17 protein-coding genes are annotated in these 22,241 nt (G+C 67.2%); 9 read left to right on the top strand and 8 right to left on the bottom strand.

Annotated elements, in window-relative coordinates:
* Nucleotides 1-27 precede the first annotated feature (27 nt).
* The 7 genes from LuPra_RS11045 to LuPra_RS11075 form a co-directional block, all read right to left on the bottom strand.
* Nucleotides 28-471, bottom strand: coding sequence for a potassium channel family protein (locus tag LuPra_RS11045; RefSeq protein WP_110170786.1), 444 nt, complete (start codon nucleotides 469-471; stop codon nucleotides 28-30).
* Nucleotides 472-473: 2 nt separating this feature from the next.
* Complete coding sequence (pflA, locus tag LuPra_RS11050; protein WP_110170787.1) at nucleotides 474-1,319, bottom strand: pyruvate formate-lyase-activating protein; 846 nt, start codon at nucleotides 1,317-1,319, stop codon at nucleotides 474-476.
* A 2-nt stretch (nucleotides 1,320-1,321) separates the two neighbouring features.
* A complete protein-coding gene (pflB, locus tag LuPra_RS11055; protein WP_169812020.1) occupies nucleotides 1,322-3,571 on the bottom strand; it encodes a formate C-acetyltransferase in 2,250 nt (749 codons plus the stop codon).
* Between the two features lie 228 nt (nucleotides 3,572-3,799).
* Nucleotides 3,800-5,008, bottom strand: coding sequence for an acetate/propionate family kinase (locus tag LuPra_RS11060; RefSeq protein WP_237050897.1), 1,209 nt, complete (start codon nucleotides 5,006-5,008; stop codon nucleotides 3,800-3,802).
* A 124-nt stretch (nucleotides 5,009-5,132) separates the two neighbouring features.
* Nucleotides 5,133-6,077: a bifunctional enoyl-CoA hydratase/phosphate acetyltransferase gene (locus tag LuPra_RS11065; RefSeq protein WP_110170790.1), complete on the bottom strand. Its 945-nt coding sequence runs from the start codon at nucleotides 6,075-6,077 to the stop codon at nucleotides 5,133-5,135.
* Between the two features lie 17 nt (nucleotides 6,078-6,094).
* Nucleotides 6,095-7,408, bottom strand: a complete 1,314-nt coding sequence (locus tag LuPra_RS11070; protein ID WP_110170791.1) for an MFS transporter — start codon at nucleotides 7,406-7,408, stop codon at nucleotides 6,095-6,097.
* Between the two features lie 8 nt (nucleotides 7,409-7,416).
* On the bottom strand, nucleotides 7,417-9,036 hold the full coding sequence (locus tag LuPra_RS11075) for an L-serine ammonia-lyase (protein ID WP_110170792.1): 1,620 nt from the start codon (nucleotides 9,034-9,036) through the stop codon (nucleotides 7,417-7,419).
* Nucleotides 9,037-9,446: 410 nt separating this feature from the next.
* On the opposite strand from LuPra_RS11075, the gene LuPra_RS11080 reads away from it, so the two are divergent.
* The 3 genes from LuPra_RS11080 to LuPra_RS11090 are packed head-to-tail and all read left to right on the top strand — an operon-like array spanning nucleotide 9,447 to nucleotide 12,250.
* A complete protein-coding gene (locus LuPra_RS11080; protein WP_157899008.1) occupies nucleotides 9,447-10,025 on the top strand; it encodes a hypothetical protein in 579 nt (192 codons plus the stop codon).
* Nucleotides 10,026-10,035: 10 nt separating this feature from the next.
* Nucleotides 10,036-11,298: a DUF3300 domain-containing protein gene (locus tag LuPra_RS11085; RefSeq protein WP_110170794.1), complete on the top strand. Its 1,263-nt coding sequence runs from the start codon at nucleotides 10,036-10,038 to the stop codon at nucleotides 11,296-11,298.
* 22 nt (nucleotides 11,299-11,320) lie between these two features.
* Nucleotides 11,321-12,250 carry a DUF2950 domain-containing protein gene (locus tag LuPra_RS11090; RefSeq protein WP_157899009.1) on the top strand — a complete coding sequence of 310 codons (930 nt, stop codon included), beginning with the start codon at nucleotides 11,321-11,323 and terminating at the stop codon, nucleotides 12,248-12,250.
* Between the two features lie 380 nt (nucleotides 12,251-12,630).
* On the opposite strand, the gene LuPra_RS31790 is transcribed toward LuPra_RS11090, so the two are convergent.
* A complete protein-coding gene (locus LuPra_RS31790) occupies nucleotides 12,631-12,999 on the bottom strand; it encodes a SpoIIAA family protein (protein WP_157899010.1) in 369 nt (122 codons plus the stop codon).
* A gap of 299 nt (nucleotides 13,000-13,298) precedes the next feature.
* On the opposite strand from LuPra_RS31790, the gene LuPra_RS11100 reads away from it, so the two are divergent.
* The 6 genes from LuPra_RS11100 (at nucleotide 13,299) to LuPra_RS11125 (ending at nucleotide 22,240) form a co-directional block, all read left to right on the top strand.
* Nucleotides 13,299-13,976, top strand: coding sequence for an outer membrane beta-barrel protein (locus tag LuPra_RS11100; protein ID WP_110170797.1), 678 nt, complete (start codon nucleotides 13,299-13,301; stop codon nucleotides 13,974-13,976).
* A gap of 137 nt (nucleotides 13,977-14,113) precedes the next feature.
* Nucleotides 14,114-14,617: a hypothetical protein gene (locus LuPra_RS11105; RefSeq protein ID WP_110170798.1), complete on the top strand. Its 504-nt coding sequence runs from the start codon at nucleotides 14,114-14,116 to the stop codon at nucleotides 14,615-14,617.
* Nucleotides 14,618-14,657: 40 nt separating this feature from the next.
* Nucleotides 14,658-15,887, top strand: coding sequence for an efflux RND transporter periplasmic adaptor subunit (locus tag LuPra_RS11110; RefSeq protein ID WP_157899011.1), 1,230 nt, complete (start codon nucleotides 14,658-14,660; stop codon nucleotides 15,885-15,887).
* Nucleotides 15,888-15,890: 3 nt separating this feature from the next.
* Complete coding sequence (locus LuPra_RS11115) at nucleotides 15,891-19,073, top strand: efflux RND transporter permease subunit (RefSeq protein WP_110170800.1); 3,183 nt, start codon at nucleotides 15,891-15,893, stop codon at nucleotides 19,071-19,073.
* Nucleotides 19,070-20,563, top strand: coding sequence for an efflux transporter outer membrane subunit (locus LuPra_RS11120; protein WP_110170801.1), 1,494 nt, complete (start codon nucleotides 19,070-19,072; stop codon nucleotides 20,561-20,563). The genes LuPra_RS11115 and LuPra_RS11120 overlap by 4 nt, the downstream gene beginning before the upstream one ends.
* 261 nt (nucleotides 20,564-20,824) lie before the next feature.
* A complete protein-coding gene (locus LuPra_RS11125) occupies nucleotides 20,825-22,240 on the top strand; it encodes an aspartate ammonia-lyase (protein WP_234800833.1) in 1,416 nt (471 codons plus the stop codon).
* Nucleotide 22,241 lies beyond the last annotated feature (1 nt).

Raw genomic sequence — 22,241 nt, forward strand, 5'->3', positions numbered from 1 at the left:
GCTCGCGAAGTCCGGCAAGCGGGCATTTCAGGATTCGGGGCCCCGGGGCGTTCGCCTCGGTAGTCGTTCGAGCCCACTCACGACCGCGAAGAAGAAGCCGGTGGACCAGCCGCACATCAGGATTCCGGTCAGCGCCTCGATGGCACCGACGAGACGCCAGTCGGCCGGCAGCACGAGGTCGCCGTAGCCGGTCGTCGTGTAGGTGACGGCGCTGAAGTAGATCGAGGTCGGCAGGTCGGGCAACGCGCCTTTCCACCAGTAGAACGTCGCCCACACGCAGATTTCGAGGAGGTGGAAGGTGATGATCCAGCCCGCGATCCGGACAAACAACCAGATGCGCGCGAGGTACTCCATCTCCGCCGGCGAACTAGAGTGCGTCCGCGCCCACCGCATCGCCGAGGTCACGCTCGACGCATGGATGACCACGCAGATGGCCATCAGCGTGAACGCGGTCACCAGCTTCCAGAGCATCGTCAGTACGCGCGCAGTCCCGCGGCCCTGAATGCGTCAATCGAGCGTTGCATGGCCTCATCGGACGGCGGTTCGACGTCCGCGAGCCGGTAGGTCAGGTTGAGGTTGCTCCATTTGTAGCGGCCCATCTGGTGGAAGGGCAGGACGTCCACCCGCTCGACATTGCCGAGCGACGCCGCGAAGTCCGCGATCCCTCGCGGCGTCGCCTCGTCGTCGGTCCAGCCCGGGACGACGACGTGCCGGATCCAGATCGGGCGTCCGAGGGCCGCGAGCCGCCGCGCGAACGCCAGTGTCGGTTCGAGTGCCATCCCCACGTACCGCAGGTGCCGTGCCGGGTCCCACGCCTTGATGTCGAGCAGGATCAAGTCGATCGACGCGAGCTCGTCGTCGCTGAGGAGATCACCGTAGTAGCCGTTGCTGTCGAGCGCAGTGTGAACGCCCATCCCCTTTGCGGCGGCAAACAGCCTGGTGACGAACTTGTGCTGCATCAGCGGTTCGCCACCGCTGATCGTCAGCCCGCCTTTCATGATCTTCAGGCCGTTTCGGTACTTGGCCAGTTCCTCGGTGGCCGTCGCGATGCTGACGGGCATGCCGTTGCGCATCGACCACGTGTCCGGGTTGTGGCAGTAGGCGCAACGCCACATGCAGCCGGCCGTCCAGGCGACGACCCGGACCCCGGGACCGTCCACGGCCGAACCGGTGGTGAACGAGTGGAGGAAGCCCATGTCGCCCGAGGCCAGCGCCTGCCGCACCGTGGTTTCGGGCACGTCCTTGCTCAGTCCGACGCGCAATTCAAACGGGCTGGAGGCTTCGAGCGGTGTCTGCGGCACGTCCGCTTCGGTGGACATGGTCAGGCTCCGTGGAACGTGCGATTGACGACGTCCATCTGCTGCTCGCGCGTGAGCCGGACGAAGTTCACCGCGTAACCGGAGACGCGGATCGTGAGGTGCGGGTACTTCTCCGGGTGATCCATCGCATCGAGCAGCGTCTCGCGATTCAGGACGTTGACGTTCATGTGATAGCCGGTGACGCCAAAGTACGCGTCGAGCATCGCCGTCAGGTTGGTCACGCGTTCGTCGTCGGTGCGTCCGAGGCCGGTGGGTACGACTGTCGCGGTGAGCGAGATGCCATCGGCCGCGTCGCGGAACGGGATCTTGGCCACCGATGCCGCTGCCGCGTGCAGGCCGTGGCTGTCGCGGCCGTGCATGGGGTTCGCGCCGGGCGCGAACGGCTCGCCGTGGCGCCGGCCGTCCGGCGTGTTCCCGGTGGCCTTGCCGTACACGACGTTGGACGTGATCGTCAGGATCGACTGCGTGTGGACCGCGTCGCGGTAGGTGGGGTACTTGCGCAGCTTCTTCATGAACGTGCTCACCACCCAGGACGCGAGGTGGTCCACACGGTTGTCATGGTTGCCGAAGTAGGGGAAGGTGCCCTCGGTCTGGTAGTCGGTGACGAGGCCGGTGGCGTCGCGCACCACCTTGACCTTCGCGTACTTCATCGCCGAGAGGCTGTCGGCGACGACCGACAGGCCCGCCATCCCGAATGCCATCGTGCGAATGGGCGCGTAATCGTGCAGCGCCATCTCGATCCGCTCGTAGGCGTACTTGTCGTGCATGTAGTGGATGACGTTCATGGCGTTGACGTAGACGCCAGCCAGCCACTCCATCATTCGCTCGAACTTGCCGGCCACCTCCTCGAGATCGAGGTAATCGCCCTGTACGGCCCCGAACTCGGGGCCGATCTGCTCGCCCGAGATCTCGTCGCGGCCGCCGTTGATCGCGTAGAGCAGCAGCTTGGCGAGGTTGGCCCGCGCCCCGAAGAACTGCATCTGCTTGCCGACCAGCATCGGCGACACGCAGCACGCGATGGCGCCGTCGTCGCCGAGGCTCCGGCGCATCAGCTCGTCGCTCTCGAACTGCACCGAACTGGTGTCGATCGCGACCTTGGTGGCGAAGCGTCGGAACGCCTCCGGCAGGCGGGGCGAGTAGAGGATGGTGAGGTTGGGCTCTGGGGCGGGCCCGAGGTTGTAGAGCGTCTGCAGGACCCGGAAGCTGGTCTTCGTGACGAGTGGACGCCCATCGTCGCCCATGCCGCCGATCGATTCGGTGACCCAGGTCGGGTCACCGGCAAACAGTTCGTCGTACTCGGGCGTGCGCAGGAACCGGACGATGCGCAGCTTGATGACGACGTCGTCGATGATTTCCTGCGCTTCGGACTCGGTGAGTGTGCCCTCGGCGAGATCCCGCTGGAAATAGATGTCGAGGAATGTGGACGTGCGCCCCAGCGACATGGCGGCCCCGTTCTGTTCCTTCACTGCCGCCAAGTAGCCGAAGTACAGCCACTGCACGGCTTCCTTCGCGGTCCGCGCCGGCACCGAGATGTCGAAGCCGTAGGCCTTTGCCATCTGCTGCAGTTCCTTCAGCGCACGGATCTGCTCGGAGAGTTCCTCGCGGTCGCGGATGATGCTCTCGGTGGACATCTCCGCATCGAGCGCGACTTTTTCCTCCTGCTTGTGCTGGATGAGGCGGGCGACGCCGTACAGCGCGACACGCCTGTAGTCGCCGATGATCCGCCCCCGTCCGTATGCGTCGGGCAGGCCGGTGAGGATGTGCGAACTGCGACACTTGCGGATGTCGGCCGTGTAGGCATCGAAGACAGCATCGTTGTGCGTCTTGCGGTGCTTCGTGAAGGTCTCGACGACGGCGGGATCGGGCGTGTAGCCATACACCTTCAGCGCGCTGGCGACCATCCGGAAGCCGCCGTTGGGCATGATCGCGCGCTTGAGCGGCGCCTCCGTCTGCAGGCCGACGATCACTTCGTTGGCCTTGTCGATGTAGCCGGGCGCGTGCGCGGTAATCGAACTCGGGATCTGCGAGATGTCGAGCACGCCCTTCTTGCGTTCCTCGAGGAACAGCGCGCTGAGCTTCTCCCAGATGCCAAGGGTGCGCGGTGTCGCCGGCGCCAGGAACGCGCCGTCCCCCTCGTAGGGGTCGAAGTTCAACTGGATGAAGGCGCGGACGTCGATATCCCGCTGCCAGAGTGCGCCACGGAAGCCGCGCCACGCGGCCGTCGCGTCGTCCACGCGCGTTTCAGGTGCCATCGTAGTCATTGCGATACCTCGAAGAAGCTGCGTTTCGATGAAGGAATGCCGCTCGGAGAGCGGGCCCCGCGTGCTACCGACGACGTAATGCCGGAATGCCGCGAATGCCGGGAATGTCGAGTCCGGATCGTCACGATTCCGTGTTGGTCGTTGCCCGTGCATCAGCGTTCAGCGTTCGTCACATGTCCGACCCTCGGCTGTCCCAGCCCGGCGTCCCTCGTCGAATCCTTACGCGTTTGCGGCCAGACCCAGCAACCGTCCGGTGTGGCGCGCAATCATCAGTTCCTCGTTGGTCGGCACGACCCACGCCGATACCCGAGATTCCGGCCGCGTGATCCGGGTCTGCCGCGACTCATTGGCGCCGGCGTCGAGATCGACGCCGAGCCAGGCGCATGCGGCGCAGATGCGTGCCCGGATCTCCGCGGAGTTCTCGCCGATGCCGGCCGTGAAGACGAGCCCGTCCACGCCGCCCAACGCTCCCGCCATGGCGCCGATCTGCTTGGCCGCCTGGTATACGAAGTAGTCGACGGCGAGTTGGGCCGATGCCGCGGTATTGCCGAGCAGGTCCCGCATGTCGTTGCTGATTCCGGAGATGCCGAGGAGCCCCGACTTCTTGTAGAGCACCGACTCGACCTCCTTGGGTGAGAGGCCGAGTGTCTGGAACAGGTAGAGGACGACGCCTGGATCGAGCGCGCCGGGCCGTGTGCCCATGCAGAGGCCGTCGAGCGCGGTGAACGACAGCGTGCTGTCCACGCTCCTGCCGCCACGAAGCGCGCAAAGACTGGCGCCGCTCCCGAGGTGGGCCACGATCACGCGGCCCGCCGCGATCTCCGGAGCGACGGTCGGCAGCACCGACGCGACGTACTCGTAGGACAGGCCGTGGAAGCCGTAGCGTTGCACGCCATCGCGACACAGATCACGGGGCAGCGGCACGACGGTGGCGACCTCCGGCTGTCCGCGATGGAACGACGTGTCGAAGCAGGCCACCTGCGGCACCTCCGGCAGGCGCGCCGTGACGGCGTCGATGGCTGCCAGGTTGTGCGGCTGGTGCAGCGGCGCCAGCGGGACCAGGCGGCGCAACTCGTCGAGCACCTGCGGCGTCACCGCCACCGGACCCGCGAAGTTCGGCCCGCCGTGGACCACGCGGTGCCCGACACCGCGCACCCGGGCGCCGCCGTATTGCTGGCGCAGCCATCCGGCGAGGACGTCGATCGCGCCGTCGCCGTCGCGGACGGAGGCGGCGAGTGCTTGGTCGGCCACCTTCACGCCCGTGCCGTCCTTGACGGTGAAATGCGGCGAGGTACCGATGCCCTCGATCTGCCCGCGCGCTTCGAGTCCCCAGGTCTGCTCCTCGGGGCGCCGGTAGACGCAGAACTTGAGGCTCGACGAGCCGGCGTTGAGGACGAGTGCGAAGTCCTCCATGGGACGTGCCTCCATGCGATCTGTTACGTAGCCGTCGACCTTCCACCTTCGCCACGGCTACGGCGGACAGGTCAGGTCGACGGTCAGTGTCAGCGTCGAGCTGAAGCTCGACGCCTACATAGCGTTCCCCACCGGCAGGCTAGACGCTGGCCGGCATCGCCTGCCGCCGCGCGTGCGCGGCGAGCATGGCCACCCCGCAACTCGCGATGCGGGATCGCACGGTGTCGGCGCGGCTCGTCAGGATGATCGGGACCCTGGCCCCGAGTACCAGGCCGGCGCTGTCGGCGTTGGCGAGGAAGCTCAGTTGCTTGGCGAGGATGTTACCGGCCTCGAGATCGGGCACGAGCAGGATGTCCGGATCACCGGCCACCTCGGACGTAATGCCCTTGGTGCGTGCGGCGTCTTTGCTGATCGCGTTGTCGAACGCCAACGGCCCGTCGAGCAGGGCGCCGCGGATCTGCCCGCGCTCGGCCATCTTGCACAGGCAGGCCGCGTCGATGGTCGCCACCATCTTCGAGTTCACGGTTTCAACCGCCGCCAGGATCGCCACCTTCGGCGTCTTCACGCCGAGGGTGACCGCAAGATCGATCGCGTTCTGGCAGATGTCGGCCTTGTCCTCGAGCGCCGGCGCGATGTTGATGGCGGCATCGGTGACGATGAGCACCTTGTGGTAGGTCGGCACGTCCATGATGAAGACATGACTGATGCGGCGGCCCGTGCGCAGTCCCGTCTCGCGCGCCACCACGGCGCCGAGCAACTCGTCGGTGTGCAGGCTGCCCTTCATCAGCAGCTCGGCGTCGCCGCATCGCACGAGTTCCACGGCCTTCATCGCGGCGGCGTGGCTGTGCACGGCATCGACGATCCTCACGCCGGTCAGGTCGATATTGGCCTTGCCGGCGATCTCCTCGATCTTGGCGGCGGGCCCGACGAGGATGGGCGTGATCAATCCGAGCGCGCCCGCTTCGATGGCCCCGGCGAGGGCCGACTGTTCGCACGGGTGTGCCACGGCCGTGGCGACCGGCGGCAGCCCCTTGCACCGCGCCAGCAGTTCTTCGTACTTTCCCGATCCGGTGGTAGCGGTCATCGATGCCTCGCCTGCGACTACCGGGGCGCGCGGCGTGCCGCGGGCCCCGTCTCCCTGAGGAGGAACGTGAGAACGACGGCCAGCGCGACGCCGTACAGCAGCGGATAGAACGTCGCCTGGTAGTGACTGAGGGTCATCGTTCCGCCCCCGCCGCTCACACCCAGGAGGATCCACCCGAACACCGGGCCGAGCAGGGCGCTGAACGTGAAGTTGAGGAAGTTGACGACGCCGGTGGAGGTGCCGCTCATCTCGGGCGGGTTCGCTTCCTTGATCACCGTGTACGGCAGCATCGCCGCGCCGGACGCGATGCCGGCGACCAGGCCGAGCACGTACGGTGGCAGCACGTCGATCCGCCCGTAGAGGATCCAGCCGAGGCAGGCGAGCAGCACCAGGCCGCTCCCGGCGATCACCGGCTTGCGCCGTCCGATGCGATCGGAGATGAAGCCGAGCAGGGGGCACCCGATGATCCAGCCGAGCGGCACGAGTGAGGAACGCAGCACGGCGTCGCCGTATTCGAAACCGCGGGCGTCCTGCAGGAAGCGCACGCCCCACACCATGTCGAAGATTGTCGTCGGGATGAACAGCAGCCCCGCGATCATCCCGCACAGGATGGACTGGGGATTGCGAAACACGGTCGCAAACGCATGCAGCACGCCGGGACGACTTGTCTCGGCCTTGGGGCTTTGGCCTTCGGCCTTCATGGGTGGGCGTTCTGCGTTCGGCGTTCGGCGTTCGTCCCGGGCTGGTAACAGCACGTACAACGCCACGCTCATGACCAGCCCGATGCCACCCATGACGGCCCAGAACGCCTGCCACGGCACGCCGCGCGCGATGATCGGACCGACGACGAACTGGCCCGCCGATCCGCCGGCCATCCCGAACATCTGCGTGGCGCCGATCAGCGTGGCGGCGCGAGAGGCGGGGAAGTTCGTCGTCGCGATGTAGGCGGCGCCGACGAGCGCGAACACGCCGCCCGCGCCCTGCAGCAACCGCCCCGCACTTGCAAGCGTCTGGTTACCAGTGGCGAAGAGCAGCGCGCCGACGCCCACCGCCGCCGCGCCGATCGGCACGACGCGTCGCGGTCCGAGGGTGTCCATGGCCGCGCCGGCCACCAGGCTGAAGGGTGAGTACCCGTAATAGAACAGGCCCACCAGCGAGGCCACGCCCATTGTCGTCAGCCCGAAGGCGTCCGACAGTTGCGGCATCATCACCGCCGGGGCCGATCGCAGCGCGTACTGGTAGAAGTAGTACAGCGCCGTGACCAGCCAGGCGGCGACGATCGCCCGCATCGCGGACGACCGCGAGTCGGTGGCAGCGGCGGACTCGTGCATCGCCGGTCCTAGCAGAGCGCCAGCGAAACGGCCAGCCCGCCCTCGGAGGTCTCCTTGTACTTGCCGTTCATCTCGCGGGCGGTGAGCGCCATCGCGGTCACCGTGGTGTCGAAGTCGACGCGGCGGTTGGCGGGGATCTCGTTGCTCGCGATCATGAACCCGGTCCAGGCCTTCACTGCGCCGAACGCGCAGCGCTCGATGCAGGGCACCTGCACGAAGCCGGCGACCGGATCGCACGTCATCCCGAGGTGGTGCTGCAGCGACGACTCGGCCGCGTTGGCCACGACCTGCGGCGGGAAGTCATGGGCCTGCGCGAGGAACGCCGCGCCCATGGCCGAGGCGACACCGATCTCCGCCTGGCAGCCGCCTTCCGCGCCCGACAGCGTCGCGTTGTGCTTGCAGAGATACCCGATGGCCGCAGCGGCGAGGAATCCGTCACGGATCTTGTCGTCGGGCAGGTTTCGGCCGCCCTCGCCGATCGCATACACGATCGCGGGCATCACCCCGGCGGAGCCGCCAGTCGGCGCCGTGACCACCAGGTGGCCACGCGCATTCTCTTCCGATCCAGCGAGGGCATACGCCGCGACGACGCCCACGCCACGCTGTCCGACGTACTTTTCGTCCTGGGCCCGCTTGTAGACGTCGCCGGCCTTGGTCTTCAATTTGATCGGACCGGGCAGCGTCGACTCCGGCGCCGCGAGCCCCGCCTTGACGATGTTGACCATCGCGGTGTGAATCTTGTGGACGAACGCGGCGACCTCCGCCTCGGTCTTGCCGGAGACGGCGACCTCGTTGGCCATCACCACCTGCGCGATGGAGAGGTTGTTCTTCTCGGCGTGCGTCTGGAGTTCCTTCATCGTCGAGTACGGGTACTTCGGCTGGCCCTTCTTCGGCGGCTCGTAGCCCTTCCACTCGATGAACCCGCCGCCGACCGAGTAGTACTCCTGCTCGAGGAGCACCTGGTCGCCCGCCATGAGCTTGCAGGTCATGGTGTTGGGGTGCGGGAAGTTGCCTTTCGGCGCGTCGTAGATGATGTCCTTGAGCGACGCCTTGAACGTCGTGCCGCCCAACTTCACGTCGAAGGTCTGGTCGGGGTTGCTTGCCAGGCCGTCCAGGAACGCCGGCTCCACGGTGGCCGGTTCCTTGCCGACAATGCCGGCCAGCGAGGCGCGCTCGGTGCCATGGCCCTTGCCCGTCGCACTGAGGCTGCCAAACAGGTGCACCTTGAGAGCCGTCGCCTTGGCGAGCTGGTCGGCCGGCAGCTTGGTGCACCGTTGGTAGAAGTCGTACGTGATCCGCATCGGGCCGATCGTGTGCGAGCTCGACGGCCCGGGACCGACCTTGTAGAACTCATCGATCGTCGTCATCACCGGGCCCTTGGTGTCCTTCTTGACCGCGAGGTCCTGCGAGACCTGGCTGTCAGCGACCTTGGGAGCCGGGGGAGGCGTGGGGTTGTTGGCGGTCTGCTCTGGTGTCGGGGCGGCACATCCGGTGAGCACGGCGGCCGCACCAGTGACGGCGCTCCGCATCAGGAACGCCCGGCGATCCACCGCGGCGAGGCCCTCGGTCACTACGCGGGCGTCGGCTTGCCACGAGGTCAAGGCCTCGGTACGTTCGTGGTCCTTCATGGTGTCTCCTTGGGTCGTCGTGCGGTTCCGCCGCCGACGCGTGCGAATACCTACGAGTCAAGCAAGAGCTGTACCCCGAACGGTTCACCTAGCCCTAGGTGCAGGCCGCTGCCGTCCCTGGCACGATCGCCTGTGCTCGCGGCGTCGTACCTCGACGTGTGTTCGACGCCAGGGCGCGACGCGCGGCTCGAGTGCCCTGGTGGCCCTACGACATGTCGGAGCCTCTCCACGGCCGTGGAGGGCGGCGCGCGCCCCGCAGGTGCAGCCGCGTCGGTTTGCCTTGCCCTGTGCGTGAATTCACCCACCGATGCGATTCTTCTCGACGGCACACTTCTTCTGTATGCTCGGCAAGCGACCCTCGCCACTGGCGCGGGTGAACGTTGCGGGACGACACGTCGGAGGAGAGAGCGATGCGGATGGGATCTGAGTGGGGAGCGATGCTGGTGGCGGCGGTGGTGACCGCCGGGGCGACGAGCGCCGTCGTGTTGGCACAAGCGCCCGCGCCGAAGACCTACACGGCGACGGCCACGGTCAAGACGGCAGGGGGCGCGTCGTTGACAGCGCCGGTGACGATCACCGTCTCCCGCTGGACCACCGATGCCGAGCGCACCGCGGCGATGGCGGCACTGAAGAAGGGTGACGCCGCGCTCAAGAGCGCCCTTGACGGGATGCCTGCGACCGGGACCATCCAGGTAGGCGGACGCTCCACCCCGCTGCACTACGCGCGGACGTTGAGCACCGGGAGCGGCATGCTCGTAACCGTCGTCGCGACGCAGCCGATCGCGTTCCTCGGCGCCGGCATGCCCGAGCAGAAGCCGAAGACGGGCTACCAGTACGCGTTTGCGACCTTCGAGGTCGATGGCTCGGGCAAGGGCGTCGCTGGTGACCTCGCCCCGGCCGCCAAGCTCAAGTTGGGACCGGGAGATGCCGTTGTGGTCGACGACTACGGTGTCGAGGCTGTCCGCCTGACCGCCATCTCGTCGAAGTAGGACAGTGGCCATGTCTCGCCGCGGCGTTCTCGTCGTTGCCCTCAGTGCCCTATGCTGCGCCGGCCCGGCCTCGATTCCGGCCGGCGCGGCGCTGCTTGCCCGCGTCCAGCAGCCGGCCCCGCCCGCGGCTGCCGGCGCGTCGAGCCCGCAGGTGCTCGACGAACTGCTCGCGCCCGTCGCCCTGTATCCCGACCAGTTACTGGCGCAGATGCTCCTTTGCGCACAGCAGCCGGACAAGGTGCAGGAGTTCAGCGGCTGGCTGGTGCGCAACGCCGAGCTCACCGGAACCAAGCTCCAGGATGCGGCCAAGGCCGCCGGCTATGACGCCAGCTTCGTGGTGATGGCGTTGTTCCCGCCGGTCGTCAACTTCATGGCCGACAACATCGCCTGGACGCGCCAGTTGGGCGCCACGTTCTCGACGGACCAGAAGGGCGTCTTCGAGAGCATCCAGCGGTTGCGGCAGAAGAGCCAGCAGGCCGGCAACCTGAAGACCACCCCGCAGCAGAAGGTCGAGACCAGGACGACCAAGACGGGCGAGCAGGCGATCGTCATCGAGCCGGCCAACCCGCAGGTGGTGTACGTGCCCCAGTACGACCCACAGGTCGTCTACACGCAGCCCGCCCCGACCACGACCACGATCGTCATCAAGGAGGAAGACGATGACGACGAGGCGGTTGCAGCAGTGGCGGGCGCCGCAGTCGGGTTCGCGGCCGGGATTGCCATCGGCGCCGCGATCGACAACAACTACTACTACGGGCCGTACGGCTGGCACGGCGGCGGGTACATGTACAACGACTCCTGGGACGACTTCTACGACGACCGCGAGGATGCCCGCGAGGACTTCTACGACAACCGCGAGGACGCCCGGGAGGACATCTCCGACAACCGCGAGGATGCCAGGGAGAACGCGAACGAGCGACGCGAGAACACGTCGAGCCAGCGCACCGAACGTGCCGAGACCGCACAGCAGCAGCGCACCGAACGTTCGGAGAACCGTCAGACCCCCGAGGCGCAGGCGCAGCGGCAGCAGCGCGCCGACACTGCGCGCACCAACGCACAGGCCGCCGGTGCCGGCACCGGCCAGTACAGCGCCAACGGCGCGTCGCGCGGCACCACGGAGCGATCGGTGGATCGCAGCGGCAGGAGTTCGGATGCGTTTTCCGGCTATTCGAGTGGCAAGTCCGAACGGGCGGCGTCATCACGTGGGAGCCGGAGTCGCTCGTCGAGCCGTTCCAGTGGTGGCGGGCGCGGCGGCGGCGGCCGTCGGCGCTGACCGCTAGGTGAGCATGTCGATCATGACTTCACGATTCCTGCGCAGTGTCGCGGTCGCGGCCGGCCTGATGCTGCCGGCCATCGCCGCGGCGCAGCCGCCGCGCGTGTTCCAGACTCCTGAGGAGGCGGTCACCGCCCTCAGGACGGCAGCACGCGCGAAGGACATCCAGCCGCTGCTGGCGCTGCTCGGCGCCCGTGGGCGCGACCTCGCCTCCTCATCGGACGCGGCCACGGCGCGGCAACACCGCGCCGTCTTTCTCGTCGCGATGCGCGAAGGCTGGAAGCTCGCCGACGTGTCGGCCGACCGCAAGGAACTCGTGGTCGGGCGCGAGGAATGGCCATTCCCGGTGCCGCTCGTAAAGACGGCCAAGGGCTGGGTGTTCGACGCCGCGGCGGGGAAGGAAGAAGTGATCACCCGGCGCATCGGGCGCAACGAGCTCGCCGCGATTCAGATCGTGAAGACGTACGTGGCCGCCCAGCGTGCCTACGCGAAACGCGGTCACGACGCGATACCGGCCGGCGCCTACGCGCGCCGGTTGGCGAGCACTGCCGGCACCGAGGACGGCCTTTACTGGCCGGTCAAGTCGGGCGAGCCGCACAGCCCGCTCGGGCCACTCGTCGCCGAGGCGGCGGCCGAAGGCCGCACGCTCGGCGCCGGCGGACAGCCCACCCCGTTTCACGGGTATTACTTCCGGATTCTCGAGAAGCAGGGCGCCGGCGCGCAGGGCGGTGCGCGGAGCTACGTGGTCGGCGGCGCGATGACGGGTGGCTTTGCACTCGTGGCCTGGCCCGCCGCCTACGGCAACACCGGCGTGATGACGTTCATCGTCGGGCCTGACGGGACGACGTACGAACACGATCTCGGCGCGAACACGGCGAGTGCCGTCAAGGCCATCACGGCCTTCAACCCGGACAACACCTGGCACAACGTGGTAGCCGCCGAGCAGCCGTAAGCGACACGACGGAGGCGCCGACCTCCCACCTTCGCCAAGGCTCCGGCGGAGTCAGGTCGGCGCTGACGCGGCGCCCGGAGCCCGTCGACCAAGGTCGACGGCTACAACCTCCGAAATGTAGGCGTCGAGCTTGCTCGACGCGTCGTACACGGTAGGTCCTGCTGCGGCCAATGGGGCCGAATCCCGAATCCCGATTCCCGACGGCCTCCGAACGCCGGGCTGGCCGCCTCCGCCAAAGCTTCGGCGCCACCCCGCGGCCGGGCGTCGCCATCTTCCTGGAAGGTCACTGACCGTCGACCTGAAGGTCGACGGCTACAGCCGCCCAGGCCGACGGCTACACGGCACGGCCCGCTCTCCGAGCGCGGCCCGTGGGTCGACGGCTACGCCGATCCGAGCCAGGCACGCGCCTCGGATTCGCGGTCGGGCGTGAAGTACTCGACGGGCCCCTTCCGCAGGTCCGCGGCGGCAAACATGAGCGCCTCGCCGCGCCAGCGTTCGTCGCCCACGATCGCGATGCGCTCCAGCGCGTCGCCGTGGATGACATAGAACGACAGGTCGTTCCAGCGCGGGTCGCTTTCCCAGCCCTCGAACGCCTGCAGGCGTACCAGCAGGCGCACCGTCCCGCCACCGTCGCCGGCCAACGTGGCCAGCAAGTCCCGCTGCGCGCGATCGAGGTCGGCTTTCCTCAGCAGTCCGCGAATCTCCAGTCGGTAGGTCCGGTCGTCTTCCCGCACGAGGGTGGTGGGCATGCTAGCCCCCGGGAGCAAGAACCGCGCCCACGTGGCCGGCCGTCCTCCGAGAGAGGTCATGGCCCAGTCGGACGCTGCCGCCTGCTCGGCGGGCCGACTCTCGCACGCGATATCGGGGGCACTCCAAGATGCCGGAGGAAGTCCGGGGACGTTGCCGCCTCGGGGGGCCCGTACACGTGCCGAATCCTCCGCAATTCGGCCTGGCGCATCACCCAGGCACGGCGGACACGATGGCATCGGCTGTGCTCCTCAATGTGAGGGGCACGCCGCCGCCCCCACATGTCCGAAGGAGTTCATAGATGAAGATCCGCATTTTTCGCCTCGCTGTCGCGTTCGCATTGGCCCTGCCCTCCGTCGCGGCCGCGCAGGACCCGGTCGAATTCCACATCGGCGCCGGCGTTGCCTTCCCGGTCGGCGATGTCGCCGACTCGTTCGACACCGGCTTCAACTTCAGCACCGGGTTGACCTTCAACGCCAACGAGGCCGTCGGCTTCATGGGCGAGTACCAGTACTTCCGCTTCGGCGGGCCGGACCGGACGTTCGAGAACCTCAGCCCGACGCCGCAGGCCGGCGATCGCATCCTGATCGAGAGCAACCACCAGATGAACGTGGTCGATTTCAACGTCGTGTTGAGGGCCGGAGGCACGAGCGGCATGCGGGCGTACCTCATCGCCGGGCCGGGCGTCTATTGGCGCAAGGTGCAGCTGACCACGCCCAGCGTCGGGTTCATCACCGTGTGCGACCCCTACTGGTACGTGTGCTACCCGGCGCCGGTCTCGACCGACGCCATCGTCGGCGACCGGACCTCGACCGACTTCGGGATCAACGTCGGCGGCGGCGTCAACTTCGGCGCCTTCTTCGTCGAGGCCCGCTACCACTATGTCTGGGGGCCGAAAATCGAGCCGCAGTCGGGGGGCGGCCAGACCTACGGGTCCAACGCGTCGTATTTCCCCATCACCGCCGGCTTCCGTTTCTAGGCCAACTAGTCCTTAGTACGCGCCATTCTGCCCCGAGGATGGGCTAGCATCCGGGCAAGGACGATATGGTGACCCCGCCTGACGCAGCGCCCGCGTGGCCTGCGTCGCCGGGTCCCTCACAGCGAAGGAGCAGGTACGTGATTCGAAGCAAGCGGTGGATTGGCGGGACGGTCCTCGTCCTGGGTATGGCCACGGGCGCGCACGCCCAGCAGACGCAACCGGCCCCCCAGCCGGCGCCCCAGAACGTCGACGAGTACGTGAAGTTGATTCGCGACGGCGTCCAGAAGGACAAGGCGCAGATCATCGGCGCCGCCCTCGAACTCGACGCCACGCAGGCGGCGGCCTTCTGGCCGGTCTACAAGCAGTACGAAGCCGAACTGATGGCGATCGGCGACAAGCGCTACGCGGGCATCAAGGCGTATGCCACCAATTACGGGTCGCTGACCGACGCCAAGGCGACCGAGTTGATCGACCTCGCGCTCGGCCTCGAAGAGCAGCGGCTCGCGCTGATCAAGCGCTATCTCGGCGAGTTCCGGAAGGTGATTCCGGGTGTCAAGGTGGGACGTTGGTACCAGGCCGAAATGGGCCTGAACCGAATCGTCGACGTACGCCTTGCGGCCGAACTGCCGCTGTTGAAGTAGCGCAGAAGGCGCCGCCATGCTGGTGATGAAGGAGAACGTCATGTGTCGCCCCCCCCACACACATGTCGAGCCCGCGCGGAGCCGTGCGCGTCTCGTCATCGCGCTGCTCGGGACCGGCCTGCTGGCCGGCGCCTGCTCGGAGAAAGCGGCGCCGCCGCCACCACCCCCGCCCGAGGTCCTCGTCACGCCGGTCGTCCGGCGTGACGTGCCGGTGCCGATGGAACTGGTCGGACAGACCCGCGGCTTCCAGGACGTCGAGATCCGCGCGCGTGTCGAAGGCTTCCTCGATGTCGTCGGCTTCAACGAGGGCACGCTGGTGCGCAAGGGACAGGTGCTCTACCGCATCGACCGCAAGCCGCTCGAAGCCTCGCTGGCAAACTCGAAGGCCGAACTGGGGACCGCGCAGGCCCGCTACGAAAAGACGCAGAACGACGTCAAGCGCCTGCAGCCACTGGCCGCCAAGCAGGCCGTCAGTGCCCAGGAGCTCGACGACGCCGTCGCCGCAGCCGACGCGGCCCGATCGCAGGTCGAGGCGCGCAAGGCGGAAATGGAGCGCGTGTCGCTCGACCTCGGGTACACGAACGTGACCTCGCCGATCGACGGGCTCGTCGGTACCACGCAGGTCAAGGCGGGCAGCCTCGTCGGTCGCGGCGAGAGCACGCTGTTGACGACGATCTCGCAAATCGATCCCATCCTGTTCCGGGCCGGGATCAGCGAGGCCGAGTACCTGCGCCTGGCGCGTCGCGCCGCTGAGGTCCGCACGGCGAACGCGGGCAAGAAGATTCCGATCGATCTGATCCTGGCCGATGGGTCGACGCACCCACACAAGGGGGCCCTCGACGCGATCGAGCGCGCCATCGATCCGACGACGGGCACCTTGAGCCTGCAGTTCAAGTTCGCCAACCCTGGCGGGCTGCTCCGGCCGGGGCAGTACGGCCGCATCCACTTCGTCACCGAGTCGAAGAAGGACGCGATGCTCGTGCCGCAGCGCGCGGTCCAGGAGATGCAGAACCTGTACAGCGTCGCGGTGGTCGGCAGCGACAACAAGGTCGCGTTCAAGAACATCAAGGTGGGCCCGCGCCTCGACGACCTGTGGGTCGTCGAGAGCGGCCTCACGGGCACCGAGAAGGTCGTGGTCGCCGGCCTGCAGCGGTTACGTGAAGGCACGGTGGTCACGCCCAAGCCCGCACCGCCGTCCGCACCGCCGTCGGCGACCGCCGCCGACGCGGGCCATCCTGCGCCAGCCGCAACGGTCGCAGGGGGGAGGTAGGCGATGGCCAAGTTCTTCATCAACCGGCCGATCGTGGCGATGGTCCTGTCCATCATCATGGTCCTGCTGGGACTGGTGGCGATGCAGGGACTGCCGATCGCGCAGTATCCCGAGATCGTTCCACCGATGGTGCAGATCACCACGACCTTCGTGGGCGCCAGCGCCACCGACGTGGAGGCCGCCGTCGCGACGCCGCTCGAGCAGAAGATCAACGGCGTCGAGAAGGGCATCTACATGAAGTCCACCAACGCCAACGACGGCACGTTGACGTTGAAGGTCTCGTTCGAGGTCGGCAGCAACCTCGATATGGACAACGTCCTCACGCAGAACCGCGTGTCTGAAGCCACACCGCAGTTGCCGCAGGCGGTGAAGAACTATGGCGTGTCGGTGAAGAAGGCGCTCGCCTTCCCGCTGATGGTCATCTCGGTGAAGTCGCCCAACGGGACGTACGACAACAACTTCCTTTCCAACTACGCCTCGATCAACATCAACGACAACATCGCCCGTATCCCCGGCGTCGGGCAGATCAACCTGTTCGGTGGCAGCGACTACGCGATGCGCATCTGGCTTCGGCCCGACCGCATCGCCAACCTCGGGATCACCGTTCCCGACATCATCAACGCCATCAACCAGCAGAACCAACTGAGTCCGGCGGGCCAGATCGGCGGCGCGCCGGCGGTGCCCGGCACCGAGTACACCTACACGGTCCGCACCCAGGGGCGCCTCCTCACCGAGGACGAGTTCGGCGAGATCATCGTCCGCGCCAACCCGGATGGCTCCGAGGTGCGCCTCAAGGACGTCGCGCGCATCGAACTCGGGACGATGCTGTACAACGCCGTCGGCCGCCACAACGGCAAGCCGTCGGCGGTCATTGCCGTCTTCCAGATCCCCGGGACCAACGCCCTGCAGGTCGCCGACAACATCAAGGCAGCGATGGAGGACCTGAAGACTCGGTTCCCGCGCGACATGGAATACGAGGTCTCGCTCGACACGACGTTGCCGGTCACCGAGGGCATCACCGAAATCCTCCATACGCTGGTCGAGGCGGTCGTGCTCGTCATCATCGTCGTGTTCGTGTTCCTGCAGAACTGGCGCGCGACGCTGATCCCGCTCCTCACCGTGCCGGTGTCGCTGGTCGGCGCGTTCATGTTCTTCCCGCTGCTCGGCTTCTCGATCAACGTCCTCTCGCTGCTGGGCCTGGTGTTGGCCATCGGCATCGTCGTGGACGACGCGATCGTCGTCGTGGAAGCGGTGATGCATCACCTCGAGCACGGCATGCAGCCCAAGGAAGCCACCATGAAGGCGATGGAGGAAGTGTCCGGGCCGGTCATCGCCATCGCGCTCATCCTGACCGCGGTCTTCGTGCCGGTCGGCTTCATGGGCGGCATCACCGGTGCGCTGTACCAGCAGTTCGCGATCACGATTGCGCTGTCCGTGCTGCTGTCGGCGGTCAACGCGCTGACGCTGTCGCCGGCGTTGGCGGCGCTGCTGCTCCGGGCGCCGACCGGTAAGCGGACGCTGCTGACGCCCTTCTACAACGGCTTCAACAAGGTGTTTGGCATCGCCACCAACGGGTACATCAGCTTCACGACTCTCCTCGTGCGGAAATTCGTGGTCGGCCTCTTCCTGATCGCCGGGCTCACGTACCTGACGGTGGGGCTGGTGGGACGCATTCCTGGCGGGTTCGTGCCCGAGGAAGATCAGGGCTACCTGCTGATCAGCACGCTGCTGCCCGATGGCGCTTCGCTCGAGCGGACCGACGCGGTGATGAAGAAGGCAGAGGCGATCCTGGCGGCCAACCACGCCGTGGGGGGCTACAACGCCATCTCGGGCTTCAGTCTCCTGACCGGTGCCTACTCCTCGAACATGGGCTTCTTCTTCGTGGCGCTCAAGCCGTGGCATGACCGTCACAGCGAAGAGGAGCACGCCAACGGCGTGACCGCAGCCCTGAACCGGGCGTTCGCGCAGCAGATTCCGGAAGGATTCGTCATCGCGTTCGGGCCGCCGGCGATTCCAGGTCTTGGGACGGGCGCCGGCTTCACGATGCAGTTGCAGGACCGCATCGGGCAGTCGCCCGCCTACCTGGCCGAGCAAACCGAGCGCTTCATGCAGGCGGCGCGGCAGCGTCCCGAGATTGGACGCATCTCGTCCTTGTACCGCGCGAGCGTGCCGCAGGTGTACGCCGACATCGACAGGTCGAAGGTCCTGAAGCTCGGCGCCCCGCTCGCCGACGTCAACAACACGCTCGGCGCGCTGCTCGGCAGCACGTACGTCAACGATTTCAACAAGTTCGGGCGCGTCTACAAGGTGTACGTGCAGGCGGAGCCGGAATTCCGGAAAGATCCGAAGCAGTTCGGGCTGTTCTTCGTCCGCGGCAAGAACGGCCAGATGGCGCCGCTCGACACGCTCGTGACGACGAGTTCCACGAGCGGTCCCGAGTTCACCAACCGGTTCAACCTGTATCGCTCCGCTGAACTGACAGGTGTGCCTGCTGCAGGCTACAGCTCGGCGCAGGCACTCGCCGCGCTGGAGGAGGTCGCGCGAGAGGTGCTGCCGGCCGACATGGGCTACGACTGGGCCGACATGTCCTACCAGGAGAAGCGTGCGCCGAACCCGGCAATCACGTTCGCGTTCGCGATCTTCCTCGTGTTCCTCGTGCTCGCGGCGCAGTACGAGAGCTGGGGCTTGCCGTTCAGCGTGCTGCTCGGCACGCCGTTCGCGGCCTTCGGCGCGTACTTCGGCCTGTGGGCGGCACGGCAGTGGATAGGGCCCAGCTACGTGAACAACGTCTTCGCGCAAATCGGGCTGATCATGCTGATCGGCCTGGCGGCCAAGAACGCCATCCTGATCGTCGAGTTCGCGAAGATGCTGCGCGAACAAGGCAAGGATCCGGTCCCGGCCGCCCTCGAGGCGGCGCGGCTGCGGTTCCGGCCGATCCTGATGACCGCGTTTGCGTTCATCCTCGGCGTGGTGCCGTTGCTCAGGGCGACTGGCGCCGGTGCCGAGGCGCGCAAGGTGATGGGCGTCACGGTGTTCTCCGGCATGCTCATCGCGACCTTCCTCGCGGTCCTGCTCGTCCCCGTGCTCTACGTCACGGTGGAGAAGGTCACCGGCCGGAAGCACGTGCCGGAGCCAGCGGACGTCCCGGCGACACCCGCGGTTCCCCATCACGGAGCGGAAGCATGATCCTGCATCGGCACGCACGCCGGGCTCTCGTGGCGCTTCCGGTCCTCGTGGCCGTGACCGTCAGCGGGTGCCGCGTCGGCCCCGAGTACAAACGACCCGACCTCGCGCCGCCCGCGAACTACCGCGGCGCGCCGGCGACAGCCGCCCCCGAGTCGCTGGCCGATGTGCCGTGGTGGCAGGTCTTCGAAGACCCGGCCCTGCAGAGCCTGGTCCGCGACGCGATCGCCAACAATCCCGACCTGCGGCTCGCCGTTGCGCGGGTCAGTGAGGCGCGAGCGCTTGCGGGCGTCGCGAAATCGTTCCTGTACCCCGACATCAACCTGAACGCCGGGTACACGGGCAACCAGGCCTCGAGGAACTCGCAGCCGCCGGGCGCGTTGGCCGAACGCGATCGCACCTTCAACAACACGGCGGTCTCGGCCAACCTGGCGTGGGAGATCGACCTGTTCGGTCGGATCCGCAGTGAGAACGACGCCGCCTTCAACCGCTACCTGAGCACCGAGGAGGGCCGGCGTGCGGTGCTGGTCACGCTGGTCGCCGATGTCGCGACGTCCTACTTCCTGTTGCGCGAGTTCGATTCCCAGCTCGAAGTGGCACGGCGGACGCTCGAACTCAACGAACGGACGGTCACGTACTATGCCGACCGGCTCCAGGGAGGCGTGTCGAACCGTCTCGAACTGAACCAGGCCCGCGCCAACCGGTCGCTGACTGCGGCATCGATCCCCGAACTCGAGCGCCAGATCGCCATCATCGAGCACGCCATCAGCGTCCTCGCCGGGCGTGCGCCAGGAGCCATCACGCGTGGCCGTTCCGTGACCGAACAGGCGACGCCTCCGATGGTGCCTGTCGGTATCCCTGCCGCGCTGCTCGAGCGACGCCCCGACGTACTCGAGGCCGAGCGGCAGCTGGTCGCGGCCAATGCCGACATCGGCGCGGCCAAGGCGCTGTTCTACCCGCGTATCAGTCTCACCGGAGGCCTCGGCACGGTCAGCGGTGATCTGGCCGACTTCCTGAAGGGCGATTCGATCGTCTGGTCGTTCGGAGCAGGCCTGTTCCAGCCGCTGTTCAATGCCGGCCGGATCCGCCGCAACCTCGAGGCCGCGGAGGCCAGGTTCGAGCAGGCGATTGCGATCTACCAGCGGTCCGCGCTGAATGCCTATCGTGAGGTGTCCGACGCACTGGTCACCATCGAGAAGCTCGCGTTGATCCGCGTCGAGCAGGAGGCGGGTGTCGTCGCCTTGCGCGATGCCTCCGACCTGTCGCGGTTGCGTTACGAGACGGGGCTCTCGTCGTACCTCGAAGTGCTGATCGCGGATCAGCAGCTGTTCGAGCTGGAGCTGCGGCTGGCGAACACGCGCGGTGGGCAGTTGCGGGTCATCGCGCAGCTCTATCGCGCGCTCGGCGGCGGGTGGCAGCCCGAGCAGCAGGCGCCGCCGCCCGGGCAGCCCGCGACGCCGCCGCCACCACCGAACGCGGCAGCGCCGCGCTGAAGGCGGGGCACGCGACTGAAAGAACGCCGGGGTGTGGAACGCCGGCCTCGCAGGGATACGGTCAGCGACGAACGCTGTACGCCGAATGCCGAACGCTGAACTGGGTCGCCGGCCTCGTTGGCCGGCGCCGTCCTATCCGGACGAGCCCAGGTTCACCCCGGGCGCTCGGTCCGGGGGCGTTGGCCTTCGACATTCGCGGCATTGCGGCATTCCGGCATTACCGTAATGCGGTAATGCGGCATTACCACTGGAGCAACCCTCATGTCCCAGACACCTGCAGCGATGCGGATCGAGCACGACCTCCTCGGCGAACTGGCGGTGCCCGCCGACGCCTACTACGGCGTCCAGACGGCGCGCGCCCTCGAGAACTTCCACATCTCCGGCGTGCAGTTACGCCTCTACCCCGATCTGATCAGGGCGTTCGCGATGGTCAAGATGGCGGCCGCGCGGGCCAACCACGAGTGCGGGCAGTTCGACCGCAACATCCTGACCGGCATCGAGGGCGCCTGCCAGGAGCTGATCGAGGGCAAGCTGCACGACCAGTTCCGGCTCGACGTGCTGCAGGGCGGGGCCGGCACGTCGACGAACATGAATGCCAACGAGGTCATCGCCAACCGCGCGCTGGAGTTGATGGGCCACGCCAAGGGCGAGTACCGCTATTGCGATCCGCACGACCACGTCAACGGATCGCAGTCCACCAACGACGCGTATCCGACGTCGCTGCACGTGGGCATCGCGCTCGGCAACGCCCGGCTGATCGCCGCGATGACCGAACTCGTCCAGGCGTTCCGCGCCAAGGGTCGTGAATTCGGCGACGTGCTGAAGATGGGCCGGACGCAACTGCAGGATGCGGTGCCGATGACGCTCGGCCAGGAGTTCACCGCGTTTGGCGAGACGCTCGCCGGCGAGATCCGCACCCTCAAGGCCATCGAGCAGGTGCTGTGCGAGACGAACATGGGCGCAACGGCCATCGGCACCGGCCTGAATGCGCCTCCCGGCTACGCCGAAGCCTGCACGAAGGCGCTTGCCGAAATCACCGGACTGCCGATCTACAAGGCGGAGGACCTGATCGAGGCGACGCAGGACACGCAGGCGTTCGTCCTCTACTCGTCGTGCATGAAGAGCCTGGCGATCAAGCTCTCGAAGGTCTGCAACGACCTGCGGCTGCTCTCATCGGGCCCGCGCTGTGGCCTGCGCGAGATCAACCTGCCGGCCAAGCAACCTGGTTCGTCGATCATGCCCGGCAAGGTCAACCCGGTGATCCCCGAAGTGGTCAACATGGTCTGCTTCCGGGTCATCGGCAGCGACCTCACGATCTCGATGGCGGCCGAGGCCGGGCAGCTGCAGCTGAACGTCTTCGAACCGGTCATCGCCGCCTGCATCTTCGAAGCCCAGACCCTGTTCATCAACGCCGCACGGACGCTGCGCGTGCACTGCGTGGACGGCATCACGGCCAACCGTGACGTCTGCGCCCACTACGTCGATTTCAGCATCGGCACTGTCACCGCGCTCAATCCGGTGATCGGCTACGAGCGCTCCACCGAACTCGCGGCCGAGGCCATGAAGACCGGCAAGGGCATCCTCGACCTGATTCGCGAGAAAAAGGTACTGACAGACGCGCAGATCGCGCAGGTGCTCGATCCGGTCACGATGACGGGACAGAAGCGGGCCGAGTAAG

The sequence above is a fragment of the Luteitalea pratensis genome (assembly GCF_001618865.1).
Classification (GTDB): domain Bacteria; phylum Acidobacteriota; class Vicinamibacteria; order Vicinamibacterales; family Vicinamibacteraceae; genus Luteitalea; species Luteitalea pratensis.